Origin of the sequence: Vibrio rhodolitus (assembly GCF_003350325.1) — a bacterium.
GTDB lineage: Bacteria > Pseudomonadota > Gammaproteobacteria > Enterobacterales > Vibrionaceae > Vibrio > Vibrio rhodolitus.
Window position 1 is genome coordinate 16,666 of the sequence record NZ_QLYZ01000002.1, and the last position, 22,996, is coordinate 39,661.

17 protein-coding genes are annotated in these 22,996 nt (G+C 45.8%); 9 read left to right on the top strand and 8 right to left on the bottom strand.

The features are described from left to right. Positions 1–58: 58 nt before the first annotated feature. From DPF93_RS02130 to DPF93_RS02160, 7 genes are all read right to left on the bottom strand, one after another. The gene (locus DPF93_RS02130; RefSeq protein ID WP_114764578.1) at positions 59–244 is read right to left on the bottom strand and encodes a hypothetical protein; all 186 of its coding nucleotides are present in this window, start codon (positions 242–244) and stop codon (positions 59–61) included. A gap of 38 nt (positions 245–282) precedes the next feature. Beyond that, on the bottom strand, positions 283–2,640 hold the full coding sequence (locus DPF93_RS02135; RefSeq protein ID WP_114764579.1) for a fatty acid cis/trans isomerase: 2,358 nt from the start codon (positions 2,638–2,640) through the stop codon (positions 283–285). A 145-nt stretch (positions 2,641–2,785) separates the two neighbouring features. Beyond that, entirely contained in the window at positions 2,786–3,982 is a 1,197-nt protein-coding gene (locus tag DPF93_RS02140) for a sugar efflux transporter (protein ID WP_114764580.1), read from the bottom strand. A gap of 158 nt (positions 3,983–4,140) precedes the next feature. Then, on the bottom strand, positions 4,141–5,046 hold the full coding sequence (locus DPF93_RS02145) for a siderophore ABC transporter substrate-binding protein (protein ID WP_114764581.1): 906 nt from the start codon (positions 5,044–5,046) through the stop codon (positions 4,141–4,143). A 12-nt stretch (positions 5,047–5,058) separates the two neighbouring features. After that, the gene (locus DPF93_RS02150; protein WP_114764582.1) at positions 5,059–6,960 is read right to left on the bottom strand and encodes a TonB-dependent receptor domain-containing protein; all 1,902 of its coding nucleotides are present in this window, start codon (positions 6,958–6,960) and stop codon (positions 5,059–5,061) included. A gap of 141 nt (positions 6,961–7,101) precedes the next feature. Continuing rightward, a complete protein-coding gene (locus DPF93_RS02155) occupies positions 7,102–8,436 on the bottom strand; it encodes a sensor histidine kinase (protein WP_114764583.1) in 1,335 nt (444 codons plus the stop codon). Beyond that, the gene (locus tag DPF93_RS02160; protein WP_114764584.1) at positions 8,433–9,191 is read right to left on the bottom strand and encodes a response regulator transcription factor; all 759 of its coding nucleotides are present in this window, start codon (positions 9,189–9,191) and stop codon (positions 8,433–8,435) included. The genes DPF93_RS02155 and DPF93_RS02160 overlap by 4 nt, the downstream gene beginning before the upstream one ends. Positions 9,192–9,416: 225 nt before the next feature. Between DPF93_RS02160 and DPF93_RS02165 the strand changes: the two genes are divergently transcribed. Further along, positions 9,417–10,079: a M23 family metallopeptidase gene (locus tag DPF93_RS02165; protein ID WP_114764585.1), complete on the top strand. Its 663-nt coding sequence runs from the start codon at positions 9,417–9,419 to the stop codon at positions 10,077–10,079. Between the two features lie 47 nt (positions 10,080–10,126). On the opposite strand, the gene DPF93_RS02170 is transcribed toward DPF93_RS02165, so the two are convergent. Next, positions 10,127–11,692: an arylsulfatase gene (locus DPF93_RS02170; protein WP_114764586.1), complete on the bottom strand. Its 1,566-nt coding sequence runs from the start codon at positions 11,690–11,692 to the stop codon at positions 10,127–10,129. Between the two features lie 398 nt (positions 11,693–12,090). Between DPF93_RS02170 and DPF93_RS02175 the strand changes: the two genes are divergently transcribed. The 8 genes from DPF93_RS02175 (at position 12,091) to DPF93_RS02210 (ending at position 22,908) form a co-directional block, all read left to right on the top strand. Then, positions 12,091–13,638, top strand: coding sequence for an arylsulfatase (locus DPF93_RS02175; protein WP_114764587.1), 1,548 nt, complete (start codon positions 12,091–12,093; stop codon positions 13,636–13,638). 111 nt (positions 13,639–13,749) lie between these two features. After that, entirely contained in the window at positions 13,750–16,038 is a 2,289-nt protein-coding gene (locus DPF93_RS02180) for a multiheme c-type cytochrome (RefSeq protein WP_114764588.1), read from the top strand. Positions 16,039–16,131: 93 nt separating this feature from the next. Continuing rightward, positions 16,132–17,115: an AAA family ATPase gene (locus DPF93_RS02185; protein ID WP_114764589.1), complete on the top strand. Its 984-nt coding sequence runs from the start codon at positions 16,132–16,134 to the stop codon at positions 17,113–17,115. 11 nt (positions 17,116–17,126) lie between these two features. Next, the gene (locus DPF93_RS02190) at positions 17,127–18,089 is read left to right on the top strand and encodes a DUF58 domain-containing protein (protein WP_114764590.1); all 963 of its coding nucleotides are present in this window, start codon (positions 17,127–17,129) and stop codon (positions 18,087–18,089) included. Next, the gene (locus DPF93_RS02195; protein WP_114764591.1) at positions 18,089–18,658 is read left to right on the top strand and encodes a DUF4381 domain-containing protein; all 570 of its coding nucleotides are present in this window, start codon (positions 18,089–18,091) and stop codon (positions 18,656–18,658) included. Before DPF93_RS02190 ends, DPF93_RS02195 begins: the two co-directional genes overlap by 1 nt. Before the next feature lie 2 nt (positions 18,659–18,660). Beyond that, a complete protein-coding gene (locus DPF93_RS02200) occupies positions 18,661–19,770 on the top strand; it encodes a vWA domain-containing protein (protein ID WP_114764592.1) in 1,110 nt (369 codons plus the stop codon). Continuing rightward, on the top strand, positions 19,763–21,523 hold the full coding sequence (locus DPF93_RS02205) for a vWA domain-containing protein (RefSeq protein ID WP_114764593.1): 1,761 nt from the start codon (positions 19,763–19,765) through the stop codon (positions 21,521–21,523). Before DPF93_RS02200 ends, DPF93_RS02205 begins: the two co-directional genes overlap by 8 nt. Further along, complete coding sequence (locus tag DPF93_RS02210) at positions 21,520–22,908, top strand: BatD family protein (RefSeq protein WP_114764594.1); 1,389 nt, start codon at positions 21,520–21,522, stop codon at positions 22,906–22,908. Before DPF93_RS02205 ends, DPF93_RS02210 begins: the two co-directional genes overlap by 4 nt. Positions 22,909–22,996 lie beyond the last annotated feature (88 nt).

Sequence of the window (22,996 nt, forward strand, 5' to 3'; positions counted from 1 at the left end):
AGCGAAAATAAAAAAGCCCCATCTGGGGCTTTTCATTAGAGTGCGAGGTAAGACGAGTTTACCACTCATCGTCGGGGAAGAGTTTTCCCTCTGGCGCGTAAGGGTCATCGTCAAAAGGGTGCTCCGCTTTACGGCGTAACATTTCTAACTGATGCTCGAGCATGTTGACCGTGTCGTAATCACCTTCTGAACAAGCAACATAAATCTGCTGCTCTAGGTTGCGCATTGTCTCTTTGCTGTTCATACACACCTCCTGAAATAGGAAAGAAGGATGAAAGATTTCTACCTATTCTCAAATCTATTGTAGTCAAGCAATCCAAATTCGATAGGTTGATCTTGCTTGTACCAATGGTGAACTGAATCACTAAAGGACCAAAACTCCGAGTTGCTGCGACGAATCGCGAATGCATCCAATAACTTGACGTAATCTTCTTCGCTTTGCATATTTTTGATCATATTGACCAAGGTCGGGATCTGATCCTCTTTGAGGGATAGATACGCGGCAGGGTAACTACCGATCACTCCGCGAACCAAAGTGAGATCGTCGTGAGCGTAATCGCGGTTACTTTCTTCATCAAACAGACTCGAGATATTAGTGTGTGCATTGTTGTGCAGCAGAGTGAAAAGCTGTTGCTTACCTTGCTTAGACTCAATCATCAGCATCACAATTTGTGGTATTGGGCGTAAACCAGAACCTTTTACGCTGCTTAGTTCACGCAGCAGCGCTTCGTTAGTGCTACTAAAACCGGTATCAACAATTTCATAGCGATCGTTCAAGACAGGCTCTAGTTTGTCATGGAGGATGCCGTACAGTTCCGCTTTCGGATTGTCTGTTTTGTATGGAACTTGGGTTGGTTGATCAAATGGTTTTACATTGCGCTGTAAAAAATCACTCAACTGAGTGCTTTGGTTTTGATACCAACTAGATTGTTCTTTGTGGCGCACATCTCGCGGAAGTAGGGCAACGAAGTTGCTTTCACCTTCAAGGCGTAAGAAGTCCATAAACATACGGGTAATGAGCTGATGACCAAAGTTGCCATAAACATCAAAACCTGCGACCAGTAAGTAGTGGATACGTTCAAGCAGTGCATAGTCTAGCACCCAAGCGGTTTTTGGTGGCGTACCAATCATGCCTTGCACTACTGATGCACTATCAAAGTGGCGGAAGATAGTTAAGGCTGCATTTGGGTTGGTACCATTACCTGTCCAAATCACGTTAGTGTCGAGATGCTTACCATCTTTAAACCACTCATTAATGAATTCAGATTTAGCCTCTAAATAACGAGCTTGTTGACGTGAATACTTGACCCAATTGGTTACCGGCAAAGTGTTACTTTCAAGCTCTCCCGGCAGTTTCAAGTTGTCTGCTTGGCTACGGTAGAAGTCATTAACCTCCGGAATGTCGCTTTTATCTGGGTCTAAAAAGAACACCCAAAAACGGTCATTAATTACGTTCAAAGCCAATTGACCGCGACAAACTGGTCCTTTGATGTATGCGGCAACTGTGTTCTGTGCGTTATCAAGCATGAACTTAAAGCGAGATTTTACAGGCAAATCAATGAATGCTGTCATTGGATTTGCTGCCACTTCGGGTGCGTAGCTTGGCAATTGAGTGACTTGGTAGTCGTCATTAAAGAACCACTGTTGCCAATCGCTCATACGTTTTTTGTTGAGCGCAAAGGGCATGTGAGTTTTATCAACAATTGTGCCTTGCTCAGGGATGATTCGATAGTAAACACGCTTAACCATTGGAGCATCATAAGGACGACGCGTAGCAATGCGTTTAACAGGTTGACCGGGTGGCGTTGCTGAGCGTACTAAAGTGAAAAAGCGGGGCGTTGTCGCATTCAAGTCTGAGAAATAGAGATGAGACAGGAATAGATGCTCATAGACATAACGCGCCACCAATTGGTGTTTAAAGCTCTCACCATTAAACAAAGCCTCATATTCATTGACCATGGCTTGCTGTTCAATCGTCAGAGGGATCTGCTTGTTCATCACTGCGCCATCTTCTAGCCAACTTAGCAGCGTGTTGTACTCTTGGTTATTCAGATTTGGCATCCCATAAGGCATTCCCCAAGTTGGGTAGTCTTGTTGGTATTGATCCAGTTCTTCGATTGTCGGACACACTTGTTCGCGGTCAATCGCAAAGTCAAAACCTTCCAACTGAACTTCGTCTGGCAGTGGGTGCTGATCCTTTTGCATCAATAAACGCGCGACAAGCCCCGCTTCCATATTGGCTGTAGGCGTTTGGTCTCGCTCATTTAGCACCGGATGAAAGCCCAGCGCTCGCCACTGCTCTGTGGTGTCGGCATCTTCAAATAAACGAGTTGGCGCTGCTGCTGTAAGACGGGTGCCCTCGTATACCAACTCTTTGCTTGCACCTCGCTCGATGCCTTCTACTGATGTCATTTTTAGCTGGCAAGGAGCATCATAACAGGCGTGACAAACAACGCAGCGATTATCAATGATAGGCTTGACGTCATCTAAAAAGTGATTGCTAGGCGGTGTTCCGATATCGACACGACGCTCACGAACTTGTTGTTCGCCAAACATCTGATCGTAATTTAAGCCTGCATAAGTTGCGCAGCCAGCAAAGATGGTTACAAAACCAAGTATCAAAAGTTTTTTTAAAGTCATTGCTTCAATATTTTTTTGTATTTGGCGTAAGTATAACGGCTACAGAATTAATAACCATTCACCAAAGGTTTTCTCTTGAAATTTATAGGTTTTGGCGCTTGTTTTGTGTAGTTATCTTGGGAGATAGCAGGTGTTCGTGCACAAGTTAGTCACATTCGAGTGCCGCTGGCTTTGATGATTCGGTTTGGTAAATAAATAGGCTTATCGCGACAATAGCGATAGTGATGGCAGTTAATGAAGAGAGCAAGGTTGCTTTAAAGCCGAAGTATTGAGAAACGATCCCCATACTTGAGGTACCAATCATGGTACCGACAAGCATAGCATTGGTGTAACAAGCTGAAGCTTTACCAATGCAGTGGGGAGCGTAGTCTTGCAGGATGGTGACGCCGAGCCCAACAAAAATACCAAAGAAGATGCCGTTTAACACTTGTAAAATAAGCAGGTGCGAGAAAGATTCCGCATTGAACATGCCAATATAGAATATCGCTGCGCTAACAAAACCTACTCTGATTACGTTGGCTTTCCCCCACTTTTCTGCCCAAGAAACGGCAAGCAGCATCACTGGGATTTCAACAGCTGCTGTTAAACCAAATAACCAGCCAGGGTAAGATCGAGCTAATCCCATTTCTTCAGTGATCAAAAGCGGCATTGCATTGATGTAAGTGCTGTTACCTATGTTAGCCAACAAAGTGATCCCGGCTAGCAACCAAACCGCTTTGGGCAACTTAGAGTTTGACTCAATCTTTTTGGCGCTTTCGACTTTCTCGACATCTCGCATAAACAACGTAACGATGGCTATGACGGTTAGCGCAAAACCGATAGCAAGATAGTAGTTGGCGCTAAACCCCAATTTATCGACCGATAAAAAGGCGAGTGGTGGACCAAAAATCCACAATAGGGATACAGAAGAGCGCATTTGCGAGTTGAGTTTCGCGCTATTTTGACCACTTGCATCAGCGTAGTTGCGGATAATAGTTAAAATCAGCGGGATAGACGATGAGGCAATCGGCATGGTTGTACAACCTAAAATCAAAGCATGCCAAAACTCAGTCGCAAAGGAGAAGCCAACAGCAGATGCGATAATCCCACCTAGGGCAAAGATAAACAGCTTCTTGCTTGAATAGCCATGATCAATGGCTTCTGTCATTTTCTGACTGACCAAGATAGTCATTAGAGAGCTTAATGTCGAGTACACGCCCAAATAAACGGGAGGCATACCAAGCTCAGAGATCAAAAAAAGGCTCATTACTGGCAGGATAAAAGCAAAAGCAAGCGCAGTGGTGCTATTAATCGCAAACAGCACGCCATTTTGTCCTTGAAGTAATGGAAACCTTTGAGTCATGGTGAGTTGAACCTGAGTATTTAATCAATCGCTTAGTGTAGAACGATTTATTGTGTGCAAACAAAGATTAAACGAGTATTGGCAGCATCAAAGGCGAGAGGTGGATCGCAGAAGTAAGAAGGCTTGCTGACGTAAAGCTAACAAGCCTTGTGAGGTCGCTACTGGAGTGCGTTATGCATATCTTCAATCATCATTTTAGTCGCGGTAATTCCGCTGGCGGAGATGTACCAAACTTGAGGGTTAAGTTCAGTAATGCGGTTGTTTTTAGCGGCATTGGTTTGGGCGATTAGTGCATTGTAGAACCCTTGTTTCGCTTCACCTGAATCGCGACCTATGGCTTTGTCACGGTCCATGACTAACAAATAATCAGGGTTGGCTTGCGCAATAAACTCGAAGCTTATTAGATCTCCATGGGCGAGGACTTTGTCGTTGTGCACAAGTTGCTCAAAACCGAATTCATCAAAGATAGCATCGTATCGCGAGCCTGCGCCGAAAGTTGATACGTTGCCGCCGTTGGTCATGACCATGAGTGCTTTCGCGTTACTGGCTTGAGCTTGACGTTTTACTTGATCTATTTCTAACGAAGTCTCTGCAATAAGTTGCTCGATTTTGTCTTCCACCTCAAAGATCTCACCAAACATTCTCCAGCCATTTTGGGTAGTTTGCCAAAATTGCTGAGTATCAGCCATGAGCACGACGGTAGGGGCAATTTCAGAGAGTTCTTCGTAGGCAGGTGAGCTGCGATTACTGGCGATGATGAGATCTGGCTTGAGCGAAAAAATAGTCTCGAAGTCAGGTTCATGCAAAGTTCCGACACTAGCAAACTGGTCACTTTGGTATTTGGTTAGGTAGTCCGGAATAGGCGCTTTGACTACACCAATTGGAACTATATTAAGATAATCGACAATATCGAGCGTATCCATACCCAATACAATCACACGCTCTGGTTTACTTTCAAGCGTGGTTACACCGAGAGGATGTTCCACAGAAATTGTTTTGCTGTTGGCTATAAAAGAGACCGCCATTAAGGCGGTCGTTAGCCATGCATTTAGATTAAATGTCATCATGGCTCCTTGTTAGAATGCGTAGCTCACATTAAAGCGGAAATCGCGACCAGCAGCGGCATATCCACCTAGCTCATTACCTTGGGAACCATGGTATGTGCCATGAGCGACATATTGTTTATCCAATACGTTTTTAACTGAAAGCGTCAACACCAGCGCTTCATTGCTGATAGGTAACCATTGAGCGTACAAATCATGCACACCATAACCTGCCTTTTCTTGATAGCCTTCCGCGACAATATCTAAGCGCTCGACAAAGGTTGAGGTCCAGCCAAACTCGAGATCTTGCGACAGTGCATAATCTAAGCTTAGCACCCAAGTGTCACCAATAGAGGTACCAAGAGTCATATCACCATCGCTAAGTGGTACGCCATCGAGTTCAGGATTTGATTGGTTGTAGCTCAAGCGAGTCGATAGATCTCCGAATGATTGTCCCACATAAGCCGTTACCCCTTTGGTAGTTAGGTCACCGACGTTGTCGAATGCGCCATCATCGTTTTTATCAACTACGTTCTTAATTTTGGTGTCAAACACGGTGATACCAGCGTTAAAGGTGTCGCGTTCCACTTTTACACCAAATTCAAAGTTTTTCGCGCGCTCAGGACCTCGCGTTGGATCGTTAGGTGTCCAGTCAATAATGAAGAGCTCTTTAGCGGTTTGCCCACGAAATGCTTCTGCATACCCAGTAAACAAACTCACTCCAGGAGCCACCTCATAGTTTACCGAGACATTTGGGCTAAAGCCTGATGATTCGAACTCTTGATCAATATTGTCTTTTAGTTCATACCAGTCGTATCGAGCACCAGCTGATAGAAGTACCGTGTCGGTCACTTGCCAATCATCTTGTACAAATATGCCGTAAACTTCGCCCTCTTCAGTATGTACTTTTCCATCGTATTCAGTATCAAATGTCGACTTATCATCACGATATTCAGTGCCGAGAATCAGTGTGTGTCCAGCAATTTGTGCGGTGTTAAAGATTTTTCCGCCGAACGTCTCAATGTTACCGTCACTGGTTCCCCAGCTAGGGTGATTGTTATGCGCGATACGGCTACGAGTATTGTAAGCGGTTAAATCTAGTTTAACGTAATCACCGTTGGTGAAGACGTAGTTGCCGGTAATGGTGTTCCTATCTGTTTCTTGGTCGAGGGGAATATTGCGATCTGAGGCTTGGAAGTGAGGTTTATGTAAGCGAGTCTCATCATCTTCACGGAAATCATAGGCGAGGGATAGATAATGATTAGGATTGATATCACCTGATAGTTTAATTAATCCGACTTGCTGTTCAACGCCAGTGTAAGGCTGTTTTATACCTTTGCCATCTTTGATATTGTCACTATCGATATAACCGTAAGTTGCTAATAAGCCAAGGTTACCGATCAACTCGCCGTAAACACTGGCAGAATATTTTTGACCGTCATTGTTAGTGTAATATCCGCTTTTCACTTGAGCGCCAAATTTCTCGTTTGCTTGCAGCAGATCATGAGCGTCTTTGGTTTTAAACTGGATAGCGCCACCGAGTGCTCCAGGACCATTTGTTGCACGGCCAGCTCCCGCGCTAAGGTCAACCTGCTTGATAAGTTCAGGCTCAATAGATAGACGTCCTTGGTGGTGGAATAAGTTACTCGTCTGCGCTGCTCCGTCGATAGAAACGTTGAGCATGGTGTCTTCTAAACCACGAACATAAATTTTCTGTGTGATCCCTGCAGAACCGCCAATAGTTACTTCGGGGGTGTCACGAAAGATATCATCTAGGTCAATTGCCTGACGTTTCGCGAGATCATCAGCAGTGATAACAGCATCAACGCCTTGTAGTTGATGACCAGTTACTTCAACAACTTCAGGCTCTTGTGCGTTTGATGAAAAGGCGATAACAGCTAACGCCAGTGGGCTTAATTTAAATACGGTGTCCATTTACCGTAACTCCTTTGGTAATGAGAATTATTATCGAGTTAAATTCTCTAGATTTACCATCAGGCAGTAAACGACTTTTACAACTGTTACATTCCATACGTCGGGTGAATGAGTTCACCGTAACATCATGAATAAAAATGATTATCTTGGTAAAGTTACGATCATGTCTAAGCCATTGTGCTTGCGGTTTCTCGCTTCAATTGAGCCATTAACCGCCTCAATATGTCTTTTCGCTAGCGCTAGACCAACGCCAAATCCTTTCCGTGCAGAGGTTTGATTGTTGGCTTTAAAGAAGGGCTTAAAGATCTTTTTACTTAGACTTGGGTCGATGCCCGGACCAGAGTCTGACACTGTCAGTAACCAGCAAGTTGGCTGAGAAACGACTTTTACAATCAATGCTTCACCAGTTGGCGTGTATCGCAATCCGTTACGAATGATGTTCTCGAGTGCTTGTGATAACGCCCTTTGGCTTGAATGTGTAATTGGCAATGAGGAAGGAATATCACTGAAAATGACTCGGTCGGTAAACTCAAACCGGGCATCTTCGATGATCGACTCTAGTAGCTCACTTAAATCAAACGATTCACTACATAGATTAGGGCGTTCGTTTTCAAGCCAAGCGAGTGTAAGTGTGTCTTCTGCCATTTGACGCATGTTTTTCACTTCGCTGCGTATACGTTCAATCATGATTTGGCTGTCTAGTCCATTTTCGGCACAATCTGTCGCCATCTCTACACGAGCAAGTGGGGTACGTATTTCATGAGACATTTCTGCGATCAGGTTGCGGTTATGCTCGATCACTGTCGCGGTTCGTTCTGCCATATCATCGAACGTTCTCGCCACCTGGCTTAACTCATCCTGACCAAGCTTCAAGTGCTCACTAATCCTCGCTTGATAATTACCTTGGCTAAACTCTCTCGCCGCGATTGAGAAATAACGCATCGGTTTCATAACATAGCGATACATAAATATGGTTAAAGCAAATAGAGCGGTGAAGGGAATGACGACGCGAAAGATCCAAAATGCGTGGGACATATAGGTGCCGGGTCGCATTCTTTGCGGCAGCTTTATTAAAAAGTGGTAGTTAGTTGGCGCTAGTGCTACTTCCATAATGGGGTTGTCGGGGAAATCGAGGTGTATTTTCCATTCTACATTTCTACCAATGCCATAGCCGGACCAAAAACGTTGATTAAGCTCGTTCCCACCCACCACATCGATACTCGACTTTACCAAGGTTACCCAAGTATTTTCTCTTTCCGACAACTGGTTTAACCAATTGTTTAATTCGGTTTTGTCGCCCTCGGCAAGCAGGCGCTGTGCTTGATCTCCCCAATCAATAATTTCTTGCTGGTGTTCTTGTTTCAGATAACTCATTTTTTCGTTGGAGAGTATCGCGGCGCTGTGAAGTAGAGAAAAGAAAATGACGCCACCTAGCGCCAAAACAACAAACAGTCGCCAGAAAAGTATTTTTTTCATTTGAGCAAATATCCCTTGCCGTGAATAGTTTTAATTCTGTCCTTGTCCATGCCATGCTGAGTTAACAGTTTACGAACGCGACTTAAATGCATATCTAATGAGCGGTCATATTGACTAAACTCTCGCTCGAGAACGGCTTGATATAAATAGGGTTTGCTCTGCACTTGATCGCTGTTTTGTACTAACACCCAAAGCAATTTAAATTGAATCGGAGTGAGGGTAACCGCGTGGCTGCCTATTTCTGAATCGACGGTCACTTGGTATTTTTGTTTATCGAGCGATAGCTCTTGATAAGTAAGGTAGCGAGATGAAGACGGTAAAGTTTGATTTTGTGTGCGGCGCAATACGGCTTCAATTCGCAAACTGACCTCTTCGAAATTGCATGGTTTGCTGATGTAGTCATCAGCGCCGAAACGCAATCCTTGTATACGGTGCTCCTCTGCACCATAGGCGGTGAGCATGATGGCGGGTATTTTCGAGTGTGAGCGAATATAGTTCAGCAGGCCAAAACCATCGACGTTGGGTAGATTAATATCCAGTACCACGAGATCAAATGTAGTGTGTTTAAGTTCGCTTAGCGCTTCTGCGCCGCAGTGGAAACTTCGGACGATATAGCCTTTATTTTCAAGCAGGATGGTAAGTTGGTGATTGAGCGTGATGTCATCTTCGACCAAAAGGATCGAAGTTGATCTGTGGCTGCTTACGTTTTCAATTTCACCGGAATAACTACTACTAATACCACCAGAGTCAAACATCACTAATCCATTTGCGATTGATAAGAAGTATCATTATCAATAAATTAATAAATTGTTGCAATTGTTCAATCTGCATTATTTATAACAATATGTTTCAACGAGAAAAAAGCTTGAGAGGACTAGATTAAGGTTTGATTAATTATCTGGCTTGTGTGGTGTGGGTCGGTGAGATCAGAAGGATATTCGGGTACCTTGACCGAAAGCTTTGTTTTAAGGGAGTTTGTGATGAAAATTAGGACACTTAGGTGGGGTATTTTTGCCATTATCCTAAGCATTACGCTTGGCTGGGCAAAATGGAACAGCATCAATCAACAAGCGCAAATAAAGCAGCAAAGTGAGCTACAAGCGCAACAGTTGAGTCAGATCAGTGACAAGTACCAAGCACTTGCGTGGCCGATGCAGCAGGTTGGTGAGCTACAACCCTACGCAGCGTTTGGGCGTGTGCAGAAATTTGCCAATAAATTCCACGCGGCTACTGATTATTACGCCACTTCTGGTACAGCGGTCTATGCCATTGCAGATGGTCAAGTGTACTTTGCTTCTCAACATGATGCATATGGAGGGGTAGTGGTGATTACCCACAGTAATCAATTTTACTCGCTCTATGGACATACCTCGGCGAAACGCTGGATGATTAAGTCTGGTGTCCATGTGTCAAAAGGTGAGCTAATCGGGTATGTTGCGGATACGAATGAAGGTTGGGGAATTGGCACTGTTTCACATTTACACTTTGCAATGCGACTTGGGCATCCAAAAGGTTATCCATCAGGCGGTGAGGGTAACTGGATGACTGGGTATACAGACAAGCATCCCGTTTTTTATCAGTTTATCAACCCAAGCGAATTTATCGCGCTAACGCGCAAGAAAAACAAAAATCACCCCAACTGAATCTGAATTGTCTGAAGAGGTGATTTTAATGCTTACTTAAGCAGTGCTCATTGCATTGAATTCACTTGTTGTTTCAACTGCTCAAGTTGTTGCATCTTACCTTGCAAACCAAGAGACTGGTAATTGATTGATGCAGGATTCATGGTTTGACCTTGCTGCATTGGATAGTCAGGCAATGTTTGGAAGAAATCCCCCAGTACATCTTGGATTGGTACAAATAGCCACATGTTGTCAGCCATCCAGCGCAGGTACATGCCAGACTCATGCGGTGCTCGCTCAAACGGGTCAGCACGTAGATGGATGATTTGCGGCCAGTTTGGTGAGAAGCGAACCGCGTCAGAGATGTTGCCTTCTAGCGTGGCGAAGTTGAGTTTCCAATCATGCCAGCGTACCGCGTTTAGTTCACCATTCGCCGTGAAATAGAGCAGCGACTCTCTTGGACCTTGCTCTTGCTTGCCTTCAAAATAAGGTTTGAAGTTGTAACCATCAATATGCACGCGCCATTCTTTGCCATTGGCTTGGTAGCCTTCAGCCAGTTTTTCTTTCACATCAGGAACGCCCGCGGCGGCCATAAGTGTTGGCAACCAATCTTGGTGTGCCATCATCTCATTGACCTTTGTACCTGGTTCAATCACACCCGGCCAACGAACTAATTGAGGAACGCGCATACCGCCTTCCCAAGTTGTGCCTTTTTCACCATGGAATGGTGTTGCGCCACCATCTGGCCATGACACCGTTTCAGCCCCATTGTCGGTCGAGTAAATCACGATGGTATTATCAGCCACACCAAGCTCATCAAGCTTGTCTAGTAATACGCCGACATGGTCGTCATGCTCTAACATACCGTCGGCATAGATGCTGACGCCAGACTGACCTTGGTATTTCTCTTGTAAACGAGTCCATACGTGCATACGCGTCGTGTTATGCCAGATAAAGAAAGGCTTGTCGTCTTTAACCGCTTTTTCCATAAAGGCGAGTGAGGATTCTAAAAACTCTTCGTCAGCGGTTTCCATACGTTTGCGCGTCATTGGACCGGTATCTTCGATTTTGCCATCTGCGTAGGATTTGATAACACCGCGCGGACCGTATTTCTGGCGAAACTCAGGATCTTTCGGATAGTAGTAAGTTTCAGGTTCTTCCTCGGCGTTCAAGTGATAAAGGTTGCCAAAGAATTCATCAAAACCGTGGTTGGTCGGCAGGTGTTGATCTTGGTCGCCTAAGTGGTTTTTACCGAACTGCGCTGTTACGTAGCCTTGGTCTTTAAGCAAATCGGCAATGGTAGGTGCCCAGTCCGGTATTCCATGGGTTGATCCCGGCATGCCAATCGTCAACAAACCAGTACGAAATGGTTCTTGACCCGTGATAAAGGACGCACGTCCTGCCGTACACGATTGCTGACCATAGTGGTCAGTAAATAGTGCACCTTCATTGGCGATGCGGTCGATATTCGGGGTTTCGTATCCCATCATGCCTTGGTTATACGCACTGATATTCCAGTAACCGACATCGTCGCCAAAAATAGCGAGGATATTGGGTTTGTCGGCAGCAACGGCGACGGATGATGTGGCAAGCACACCAACGCCAATAGCCAGTTTGGTTAATTGATTAGCCATAAAAGCTCCAAAGTTAGTTAACAGTCTGGTTTGATGGACAAATTTATTGTGCAATTAACTTAACTAACCTGAAGCTGAGTGTCGCTTTATAGTGAATATAACCCTTAGTTATGTTGATGGCGTATCGCCATGATTTTTTGACAATAATTATCTTTACTCTCGGTTAAGTAATCGATCTGTGAGAGTGATGCGTATCACATTTTATCGGGTGCTCAATGAGTAATAACCCGATGTTTTGTAGGCAAAACGAGAGTCGTGAAAATATGGCTAACAATTCGCATTCATTTATTTTGTGAACTATATGTTTGTCTGCAGGATGCAAAAGTTCTCATATCGGTTTTTGTGGGCAAGAGTTAAGCAATCGTCCGTATTGATCGGTATCACAACAAGAGGTTTCTATGAAAGCGAATCATGGTGCTAAGCGCCGATTAGCGATTCTTGCAGCAGCTCTGATGGGCTTTGCAAGTAGCAGTATCGCAGCAGAAAAACCAAACATTTTAGTCATATGGGGTGACGACATTGGCCAATCAAACGTGAGTGCATACACTTTTGGCTTAATGGGATACCAAACACCAAACATCGACTCTATCGCCAAAGAAGGCATGATGTTTACCGATTATTATGGTGAACAGTCTTGTACAGCAGGGCGATCTACTTTCATCACGGGTCAAACCGTACTTCGAACCGGCTTGAGTAAAGTCGGCTTGCCGGGAGCAGACCTTGGCTTGAAAGAAGAAGACGTCACCATTGCTGAACTTCTCAAACCAATGGGCTACATGACAGGGCAATTTGGTAAGAATCACCTTGGTGATAAGGACGAACACTTACCAACTAACCACGGCTTCGACGAATTTTTTGGCAACCTTTATCATTTGAACGCCGAGGAAGAACCTGAAAATGTAGACTACCCAAGCGATCCAGAGTTTCGTAAGAAGTTTGGTCCGCGTGGTGTGATTAAGTCTTATGCCGACGGTAAGATTGAAGATACCGGCCCGCTCACCCGCAAGCGTATGGAAACGGTTGATGCAGAGACGCTCGATGCGGCGCTCGATTTTATGGATCGCGCAGTCAAAGCAGACAAGCCATTTTTTGTTTGGTGGAACTCTACTCGCATGCACTTCCGCACTCACGTGAAGGAAGAAAACCTCGGCAAAACCGGTATCAGTTTTTATGCCGATGCCATGGTTGAGCATGATAACCATGTCGGACAGCTGCTGAAAAAAGTCGACGATTTAGGCATTAAAGACAACACGATTGTTTTCTACTCAACCGATAATGGTCCACATATGAACACCTGGCCAGATGCTGGCTTAACGCCTTTCCGTGGTGAGAAAAATACCAACTGGGAAGGGGCATATCGAGTGCCAGCTATGGTACGTTGGCCGGGTAAAATCGAGGCCGGTACGGTTTCCAATGAAATCATGCACCATATGGATTGGATGCCGACTTTCGTTGCAGCCGCGGGTGATGCTGATGTGAAAGAGAAGCTATTGGAAGGTTTCCAAGTGGGTGATACCAACTACAAACTGCATCTTGATGGCTATAACTTCTTACCTTATCTAACGGGTGAGTCGGAAGCCGCGCCACGAGAGGAGATTTTCTACTTCTCTGATGATGGTGACCTCACCGCACTTCGTTACAACAATTGGAAAATTGTCTTTATGGAGCAGCGCGCAGAGGGGACCTTGCGTATTTGGGCAGAACCGTTTACTGAACTGCGCTTGCCGAAAATCTTTAACTTACGTATGGATCCATACGAAGTAGCGGATATTACTTCCAATACTTACTACGACTGGATGATTGACCGCGCCTATATGTTGGTACCTGCACAAGCCTACGTGGGCAAATTCTTAGAGACATTCCAAGAGTATCCACCTAGGCAAAAACCCGCCAGTTTCTCACTCGAGCAAGTGATGGAGAAGTTGCAAGAAAATCCAAACAAGTAATCGGAATCTGACCAAGGGCTCTACGGAGCCCTTTTTGCTAATTGTTTGTATAAAAAGGCAAAGCTGCCTATCTTTTTACATACCGCAACGATAAAAATAACAAGGAATGTTATGCAATGGACGTTGGCAGTCAGATGGATTGGTTTACTCTTTTGGCTACTCGCTACCGGGCATGCAAATGCTGAGAGCGTGAATGCTCAGCCACAAGCTAATCAATATGTTGGATCTGAAGTGTGTCGTGATTGCCATCAAGAGCAAGCAGAGGCTTGGCAAGGGTCACACCATGATATGGCGATGAAGCATGCAGACCCTCTATCGGTACGGGGCGATTTTGCTGACGCGACGGTTAAGTTCAATAACCAAGACAACCGCTTTTTCATGCGCGGTGACGAGTATTGGGTCAATATTCAAGGTCCTGATGGTCAATATCGTGATTATCAAATTCTCTATACCTTTGGCTGGGAGCCGCTGCAGCAATACATGGTCCAGTTTGAGGATGGGCGAGTGCAACTAATACCGTTTGCATGGGACACTAGAGAGAAATTAAAAGGCGGGCAGCGATGGTTCCATCTATATCCCGATACTACGCCGACAGATGAGTTTTATTGGACCAACAGCGGCCAGAACTGGAATTTTATGTGCGCGGATTGTCACTCGACCAATTTAGCCAAGAAGTATGATGCCACGACCAATACATATAATACCCAGTGGTCAGAGATCAACGTCGGGTGTGAAGCCTGCCATGGACCAGCAAGTCAGCACGTTGAGCTAGCAAAAAGCGCGCAATTAACTGACAAAAAACAAGCGCACTCCGGTTTAACCCGCGATCTTGCTCAAGCGGTGAATGAGTGGGTATTTAAGCAAGGCAGCACAACCATGCAGCCCAAAGCGATTCATCCAACTGATCAACTGCAGACGTGCGCTCAATGTCACAGCCGACGAACACAACTTAATGAAACAGCAGATCATGTTAAAGGTTCATTTCTTGATAAGTACCGTTTGAGCCTGATCACGCCAGAGCTTTATCATCATGATGGTCAAATTTATGATGAAAACTATGTCTATGGTTCATTTTTACAATCGGCAATGGCAGAAAAAGGCGTAACTTGCACCAACTGTCATGATCCTCACAGTGCAAAACTCAAAGTGGCTGAAGAAGCCATTTGCAGCCAATGCCATTTAGCCAGCGAATATACCCCTGAGAAACATACTTTCCACGAGCCTGACACTGAAGCGTCGCAATGTACGACCTGTCATATGCCGCAAACCACTTATATGCAGGTGGATCCAAGGCGTGACCACAGCTGGCATGTGCCACGCGCCGACATAAGCCAGCATATTAACACCCCGAATGTGTGCACTTCTTGCCATGAGGATGAAACTGCGCAGTGGGCGGATAAGCAAGTGGCGAAATGGTTCCCTAATTCAAAATATCGTAATCAGCAGCACTTTTCGGTCGCGTTTTATGCCGATTCGATTGGTCATAGTGGTGCGGCAGATGCGTTGGCTTATTCGGCGCAAGATTCATCTTTAAGCGACATCATTCGCGGCTCTGCGTTGGAGCGAATGGGGGGCAATACTGGCAAGAATACTTTGGTCGCGCTTGCACGGGCGGTCAAACATGAGTCTGAGCTGATTCGCTTAGGTGCGATAGAAGGCAGTGCCGGTTATGAATTGAATGATCGATGGCAGATTTTGGCGCCATTACTGAGTGACTCTGTGTTATCGATTCGCGCTGAAACCGCAGCCGCTTTGGTTAGCCGTTATAGGGAAATGAGTGATGCTCAAAGGATGCTAATTAATGATCCATTAAATGAATATCTCGAGATTCAGCGCTTTAATTCTGATCGCGGCTTTGGTTTGGTTAATTTAGCCAATGTTCACCGTGATATGGGCGATTTAGCCGAGGCGGAACAGCTTTACTTAAGCGCGATCGAAATCGAGCCCTATTTTGAAAACAGTTACGCCAATCTCGCCGATTTGTATCGCTCTCAAGGTAAGGAAGCGTCTGCATTAGCCGTTTTGCAACAAGGCATGCAGGCACAGCCTAAGTCCAGTGCACTACCTTATAGCATGGGGCTCGCCTTACTAAGGACAGATCAAGGTGATCAAGCGGTGAATTACTTACGACAAGCGGCGCAAACCGCTGAGAGCAACGCACAATATTGGTATGTCTATGGATTGGCATTAGAGCGTCGAGATTTGTTGGCAGCAAGTAACGCGCTTTACCAAGCCTATCGAGTCGGTGGTAATCCACAACATCTTTATGCGCAGTGCGAAGTGTTAGCAAGAAACCTAAGTACCGGACAGGTACAAGCGCCATTTCAACAGTGTCTGGCTGAATTAAGCCAAGTCGCACCGCCGCAAGTTATCGAACAGCTGAAAAGCAAAATACGCTGACGCCTGAATAAGTAAAGCTATAGGCGGTATAACCAATAGTTATTGGGGAAGTCAGTAGTATTTCAAAGTAAATCAACCTACTGAGGGCAGAATATGAACACTGCACAGCAAGCCATTAACCAACTTATTGCACAAACAGAGCAGAGTGTCATCGGTCAAAGTCATGTGGTGCAAGCTTTGGTGATAGGGCTGTTAACCAACGGGCATATTCTGCTAGAAGGCTTACCGGGTACGGCGAAAACACGCTCGGTCAAGTCATTGGCAAATTTACTCAACACCAGTTTCGGTCGTATTCAGTTTACGCCCGATCTGCTGCCTTCTGATGTCACTGGTACAGAAGTGTATCAGGAAGTTGAGGGCAAGCCACAATTGCATTTTCAGCCAGGTCCTATTTTCAACAGTATTGTATTGGCGGATGAGGTAAACCGCGCACCAGCCAAAGTTCAAGCCGCTTTGCTTGAGGCGATGGCAGAAGGCACGATTACGGTTGGCGATAAAACCCATCAACTGCCCGATCTCTTTATGGTGCTTGCGACGCAAAACCCCGTAGAGCAAGAGGGGACTTATCCACTTCCTGAAGCGCAGATGGATCGCTTTATTATGAAAGTGACGGTGGACTATCCGCACGACGAAGCTGAGCGCGATATTATTCGTTTAGTACGCAGTGAGGAGTTAGGCGCGCTAAGCGAAGCTAGTCATGCTGAAAAACAATTTATTGAGCCGGAACTGGTGCTTGAAGCAAGGCGACAACTCCCGCATATCAGCGTCTCTGACTTGGTCGAAAAATACATCGTGGCATTAGTCATGGCGACGCGACAACCTGAGCGATACCCAGAGAGTCAGTTACATGCATGGATAGAAATTGGCGCCAGCCCACGCGCTTCTATCGCGTTGGATAAATGTTCTCGCGCCTATGCTTGGCTACAAGGACGTGACCATGTCACGCCTGATGATGTAAGAGCTATGGTGCCTTTTGTCTTGGGGCATCGCTTTTCGCTCTCTTATGATGCGCTTGCCGATGGTGTTAATCATCTTGGTGTCGTCAATGAGTTACTTGATCATGTAGAAATCGCATAAGTGGAGGCGCTATGGCAAAGCCAACACTGGTTCCTCAATCTCAACAACTCGACTCGAGGCTTTATTGTGACTATGCGCGCTTGGTGAGGTTACAAGCGCAAGCTGAGTCGTTTTCACTCCTACCGCATTTAAAAGCTGGCAGTGTTTTATCTGGTCGACACAACTCACTTTTTCGTGGGCGTGGTCTGAATTTTGAAGAGTTACGCCATTACCAACTGGGTGATGATATTCGTAATCTAGACTGGAAGGTGACACTGCGCACGGGTAAACCACATGTGCGCAGCTATACCGAAGAAAAAGATCGCAATGTCATCATATGTATTGACCAACGCAGCGCGATGTTCTTTGCCTCTGACAAGGTAATGAAATCAGTAGTGGCGGCGGAGAGTGCCGCTGTGTGTGCTTGGCGAGTACTGAAAGACGGCGACCGCGTTGGTTTTGTTGTTGCGACGCCACAGCGCATATTGCATAGCAAACCACAACGCTCACAACACTATTTACTTGCGCAGTTAAAGCAGTTAGCGCAGTTTAATCAAGCGTTAAGTGTTAACTCGCGAGACAGTGAACAGGTGAATTTTAAGTCTTGGATTGAGTTAATTAAACGCATGCGCCCCAAGCAATCAACACTGATCTTCATTAGTGATTGGCGAGATTGCCAAGCTAAGGATTTAGATCAGCTCAAGCAATTGCAGCAACATAATGATGTATTGGCGATAACGGTCAATGATGCGTTTGAACACTCTTTGCCGCAGCATTTGGCTAACGCCAATTGGGTAGTAGGCGATGGTCAATATCAGCTTAATCTAGATACACACAGCAAAGTCGATCTCGCGAGTAATGAGTTGTGGCAGCAAAGCCAAATGCAACGTCATGCTCTGGTGAAGTTAATGGCAATGAAGCATTTGCCGCACATCGAGTTGGATACCGCAGGGCAACATATTAGTCAGCTGCAAAAAATGGTTGGGGGGCGTTAATGTCAGTCGAACATACACCGCCAAGCACTTATATATTACGTGAATTGCATGATGTGGCTGTACCTGAGAGCATCAGTTGGATGCCGCAAACCATCGGTTGGCAACTGCTAGCGCTGCTGGTGTTATTACTATTGCTTATGTTGTTGGTAAAACGAGCACGTCATTGGTGGGTAAATCGATATCGCAGCGAAGCCATCAATGCGCTCGGGCAGTTAGATATTAATCACGCCACACAGCCTTATCAGGTGTTTTCTATTCTCAAGATTGTGTTGGTGCATCTCAATGCGCGCCACCGTTCACTTCATGATACCGCTTTTTTACAGGTGCTTGATGATTTGACGCCAAGTGAACGGGACTTTTCTGCTAACTTCCCTGCCAACTGGTTAGCGAGCCTCAATGATCCCAATAGCAATTTGGATGCAGCTGAGAGGGAGATCTTAGTTACCCAAGCCAAACGCTGGGTTTTACAGCACAGCAACGATGATTTAATTCATCAATCTAATTGGAGGAGTTTGGTGCAGAGAGTCGGGTTGAAAAGCCGTTTTGAGAAGTCAGGGGATAAGAGGTGAGCATGAATAGCGTTTTATCATCTATCCACTGGAGTAGCGTTGAATTAGCACATCCGATGTGGCTGGTTATTTTACCGTTACCACTGGTCGTTTATTGGCTTGTTCCCGCTTATCGCACGAAACAGACGGCGATAAAAGTGCCATTTTTTGGTCAACTTGTCGCAGCCATTGGTGAGTCGCCAACTCATGGTGCAAGTCAACTAAGTCCAAGTTGGTGGCAGCGAGCAACTCTAGTGGTTTCATGGCTGTTGGTGGTGTTGGCGCTGGCAAAACCTACCGTGTTGGGTGAACCACAAGTGCGTGAAAGTTTAGGTCGTGATGTGATGGTGTTGGTCGACTTGTCTGGCTCTATGGCTGAGCAGGATTTTACCTCGAAAAACGGCGACAAAGTTTCTCGTTTAGAGGCGGCGAAAGAAGTGTTAGGTGAATTTGTCCAAACCCGTAAGGGTGACAGGTTAGGGCTGATTTTGTTTGGCGATGCTGCCTTTGTGCAAACGCCGTTTACTGCCGATCAGAAAGTCTGGATGGAGCTCCTACAACAAACAGATGTGGCGATGGCAGGGCAAAGTACGCACCTTGGCGACGCGATAGGTTTAGCCATAAAAGTATTTGAGCAAAGCAAGCAAAGCCGTAATGACGCTGGTGATGTTAACTCACCGCAGCAAGTGGCAATTGTGCTAACCGATGGCAATGATACCGGGAGTTTTGTCGAGCCAATCGATGCGGCAAAAGTAGCCAAAGCGAAAGATGTGCGCATCCACGTGATTGCGATGGGCGATCCGCTCACGGTTGGTGAGGGGGCGTTGGATACAGAAACGATGGATCGAATTGCAAAAGAATCTGGCGGCGAGTCTTTTCAAGCACTGAACCGTGATGAGTTGGCACAGGCATATCAAGCGATCGGTGAGCTTGAGCCTCAGTTATATGAAAGCACCACCTATCGCCCCAAACAGAGTTTACATCATTATCTGATCGCAATTGTGGTGGTGATCTATTTGGCGGCATTTAGTTTGGCGACGCTGAAACGTCGGATGCTTGCCTCGACAATGAAAATAAGCACCACGAAAGCGCGCACTCAACCCAACCAATCACAAGGAGAACATGATGTTTGATTCTCTTACGTGGCTAACAGGTGGTTGGCTAACAGAAGGTTGGCTAGCGGAGCTGAGCCAATTTCACTTTATTCGCCCGCTATGGTTACTCGCGTTCTTGCCGATGGCGTTGTTGATATGGTTGAGATGGCGAGAAGACAATAAACCGAGTTGGAAAGATGTACTGCCAGCGCATCTGCGCGAGGCACTCACCATTGGCGAGCGCGGTTGGCGCAAGCAATTACCCCTTAAATTGCTTATGGTGATTGTGTCTGTCGCGATTGTGATTTGTGCGGGTCCTAGTTGGCAACGAGAAGCCTCACCATTTGGTGAAGACCAAGCGTCATTGCTGGTGGTTTTGGACAACAGTGATTCCATGTTGGCGACCGACATTGCACCAAGTCGTTTGGAGCGTTCTAAACATAAGATACGCGATTTGCTGAAAGCGAGAAAAGGAGGGCGCACAGGGTTGGTTGTTTACGCGGGTTCCGCGCATGTCGCGATGCCTATTACACAAGACAGTAAAGTGTTTGAGCCCTTTTTAGCGGCAATTGAGCCACAAATAATGCCCATTGCAGGCAAACAAGCAGAACAAGCGTTGCCGCTGATTAAACAACAATTGTCTGACCAAATAGGTGCGAGCGTGTTGTTAGTCAGCGATGGTGTTAATCCAACCACTATTGAAGCCTATCAACGCTTTTTTACGCAAAGCGAACATCAGCTTTTGATACTCGCGGCAGGCAATCGTAACGTAGTCAGTAACAATCCTATCGATATCAACTCACTACAAAATTTGGCGTCTGCGACCGGAGGCAAGGTGGTGGAGATCAGTATTGACAATAGCGATATTCAACAACTCAATCGTATGATTGAGAGAAATATGCAGCTTAATGGTGAATCGTCCATGCCATGGAAAGATATGGGCTATTACTTGCTGATACCCATGGTATTGGTGATGTTAGTCTGGTTTAGAAAAGGTTGGCTGGTGCAATGGTGTGTTTCGGCGTTGTTGGTTGCTCAGTTCGCGTTTGTGCCGCCAGTACAAGCAGAGACGGTGGCGATTAAGGCAGAGCAAGTAAAGGTATTAGAAACGCGCTCAAACTGGGACAAGTTTGCCCAGTGGTGGTGGGATTTATGGTTAACTCCGAATCAGCAAGGTCAGCGCTGGTTCAACCAACAAGAGTATTTACAAGCGGCGAAACATTTTGTTGATCCACTGAGAAAAGGCACCGCTTACTACTATGCCGGCGAATACAAACTTGCTCATAGTGCCTTTCTTGAGATGCTCAACGACCCAGATCCTGATGTGGTTAATTATGGTTTGTATAACGCTGCAAGTGCCTTAGCCAGACAGCGAGAGTACTTAGCTGCGCGAGAACTATTGCAAAATCTTGCTGACGACAAGCAGCTTAATTCAGCGTTAAGAACAGACGTTGAGCACAACCTGGCAGTGATTGCCGGTATTGTCGAAGAGATAAACCGAACCAGTGAAAGCCAAGCGGGCACAACAGATGGACCAGAAGAGTCCTTTGAGCTTGATGATGATAAACCGCGCACAGCGGATGGGGCTGACGAAGAAACAGTGGCGGAGCTTATGCTCAAAGAAACGTTAAACGCCAATGAAATTCTCGGTAGCGAAGAGTTAGCCGATAAGTGGCTTAAGCGTGTTGAAGCTGACCCTAAATACTTTTTGCGCGCCAAGTTTCAAATTCAACTGCGTGAAGCATCAAATGTCGTGTCAGAACCAACCGCTGAGAGTGAGGATAAACAATGATAGTAAACCGCGTTCCCACCGTTGTTTGGCTGGCGTTGATTGGCTCACTGTTTTTTAGTTCACTGTTTTTTAGCGCAGTGAGTGTAGCGCAAGAGAATCAGGGATTATCCATCTATGATCTGCAAGCAAGCCAAGATGTGGAGATTTCTGCTTGGGTAGGTGATAAATCCAATCCGGCGTCGAGCGCTACGTTTAGCGTTAACCAACAAGTCATTCTTAATATTGAGGTCGCCACGCCGCGCTGGTTTACCGGCGGGACGCGTATTGGCAGTGTCGAAATCCCTAATGTGATCGCTAAGCAGCGCAATCAATTGGCGACCAACTATACCGAGCGCAAAGATGGCAAAACGTGGTCGAGGCAGCGTTGGGAAGTCACCCTATATCCGCAAGAGTCAGGCGAGTTTGTCGTTCCGCCAATTGCGGTAAGGGTTCAGGTATCCGCCCCTGATGGTAGCAATGTATCGGGCATACTCTATACAGAGCCTGTACGTTTTACTGCTCAATTACCGTCGGGCTTGCTTAGCGATAAAGCGAATTGGTTTGCGGCAACGAACGTAACGGTTGAACAGCAGTGGTTAACCTCCAATGACGATCTGCAAGTCGGCGATTCGGTTACGCGCGCGATTACTATCCAAGCACAAGATAGCTTATCGATACTGTTACCGGATTTACTACAAGCCCCTGTAGAGTCCTCAGCAGAAGCTAAGCAAAATTCTGAAGGGCAACCATCGACACGTTCATATCAAGCCTATCCGACGCCAAATCGTCTTGCGGACTCTCAAAGCCGAGGAGACTATCAATCGAGCCGTGAAGAGCAATCGGTCTATGTATTGCAACAAGGAGGAGAGATTGCTTTTCCCGAGTTAACATTTCAGTGGTGGAATACACACAAAAACCGTTTAGAAACGGTGACAATTGAAGGGCGTCGATTTGAGGTTCAACATACCGTGAAATCGTTTGTCACTATGTATGCAAAAGGTTTGTCGATAGCCGCGACGCTACTCTTGCTGATCGTTTTAAGTGTGTATGCGATTAAACGTTATTTTAAACATCGCGCAAAGCCAGCTTGGCTTGTATTACATCAACTAATTAAGCAAAGAGAGTGGGGGAAAATCCGATTATTTATCTACCGTCAGTTGAGAATGACCAATGGCGATTTGGAGTTGGCTAAATTTAAACCCGATGACCAATGGCGTGAGAGTAGTCAACGATTTCTAGCGGGGGAGAAAGATAGTCATTTAACGCGAAAATTGTGGCGAACGATTAGTAATAAGCGAAAAACCAATCAATCTAAGCGTGGATTTCGAGGTTCAATACCACCGGCGTTACCCGAACTTGAACGCTTGCTAAATACTATCAGCAGCACAAATAAAGCGGAGAAATAAACCACGCAGAGACCGGATGAAAATCGCGATTATTTAACGCACCACTAACCTAATTATCAAATAAGTTCCTATACTATCAGTAACTTTG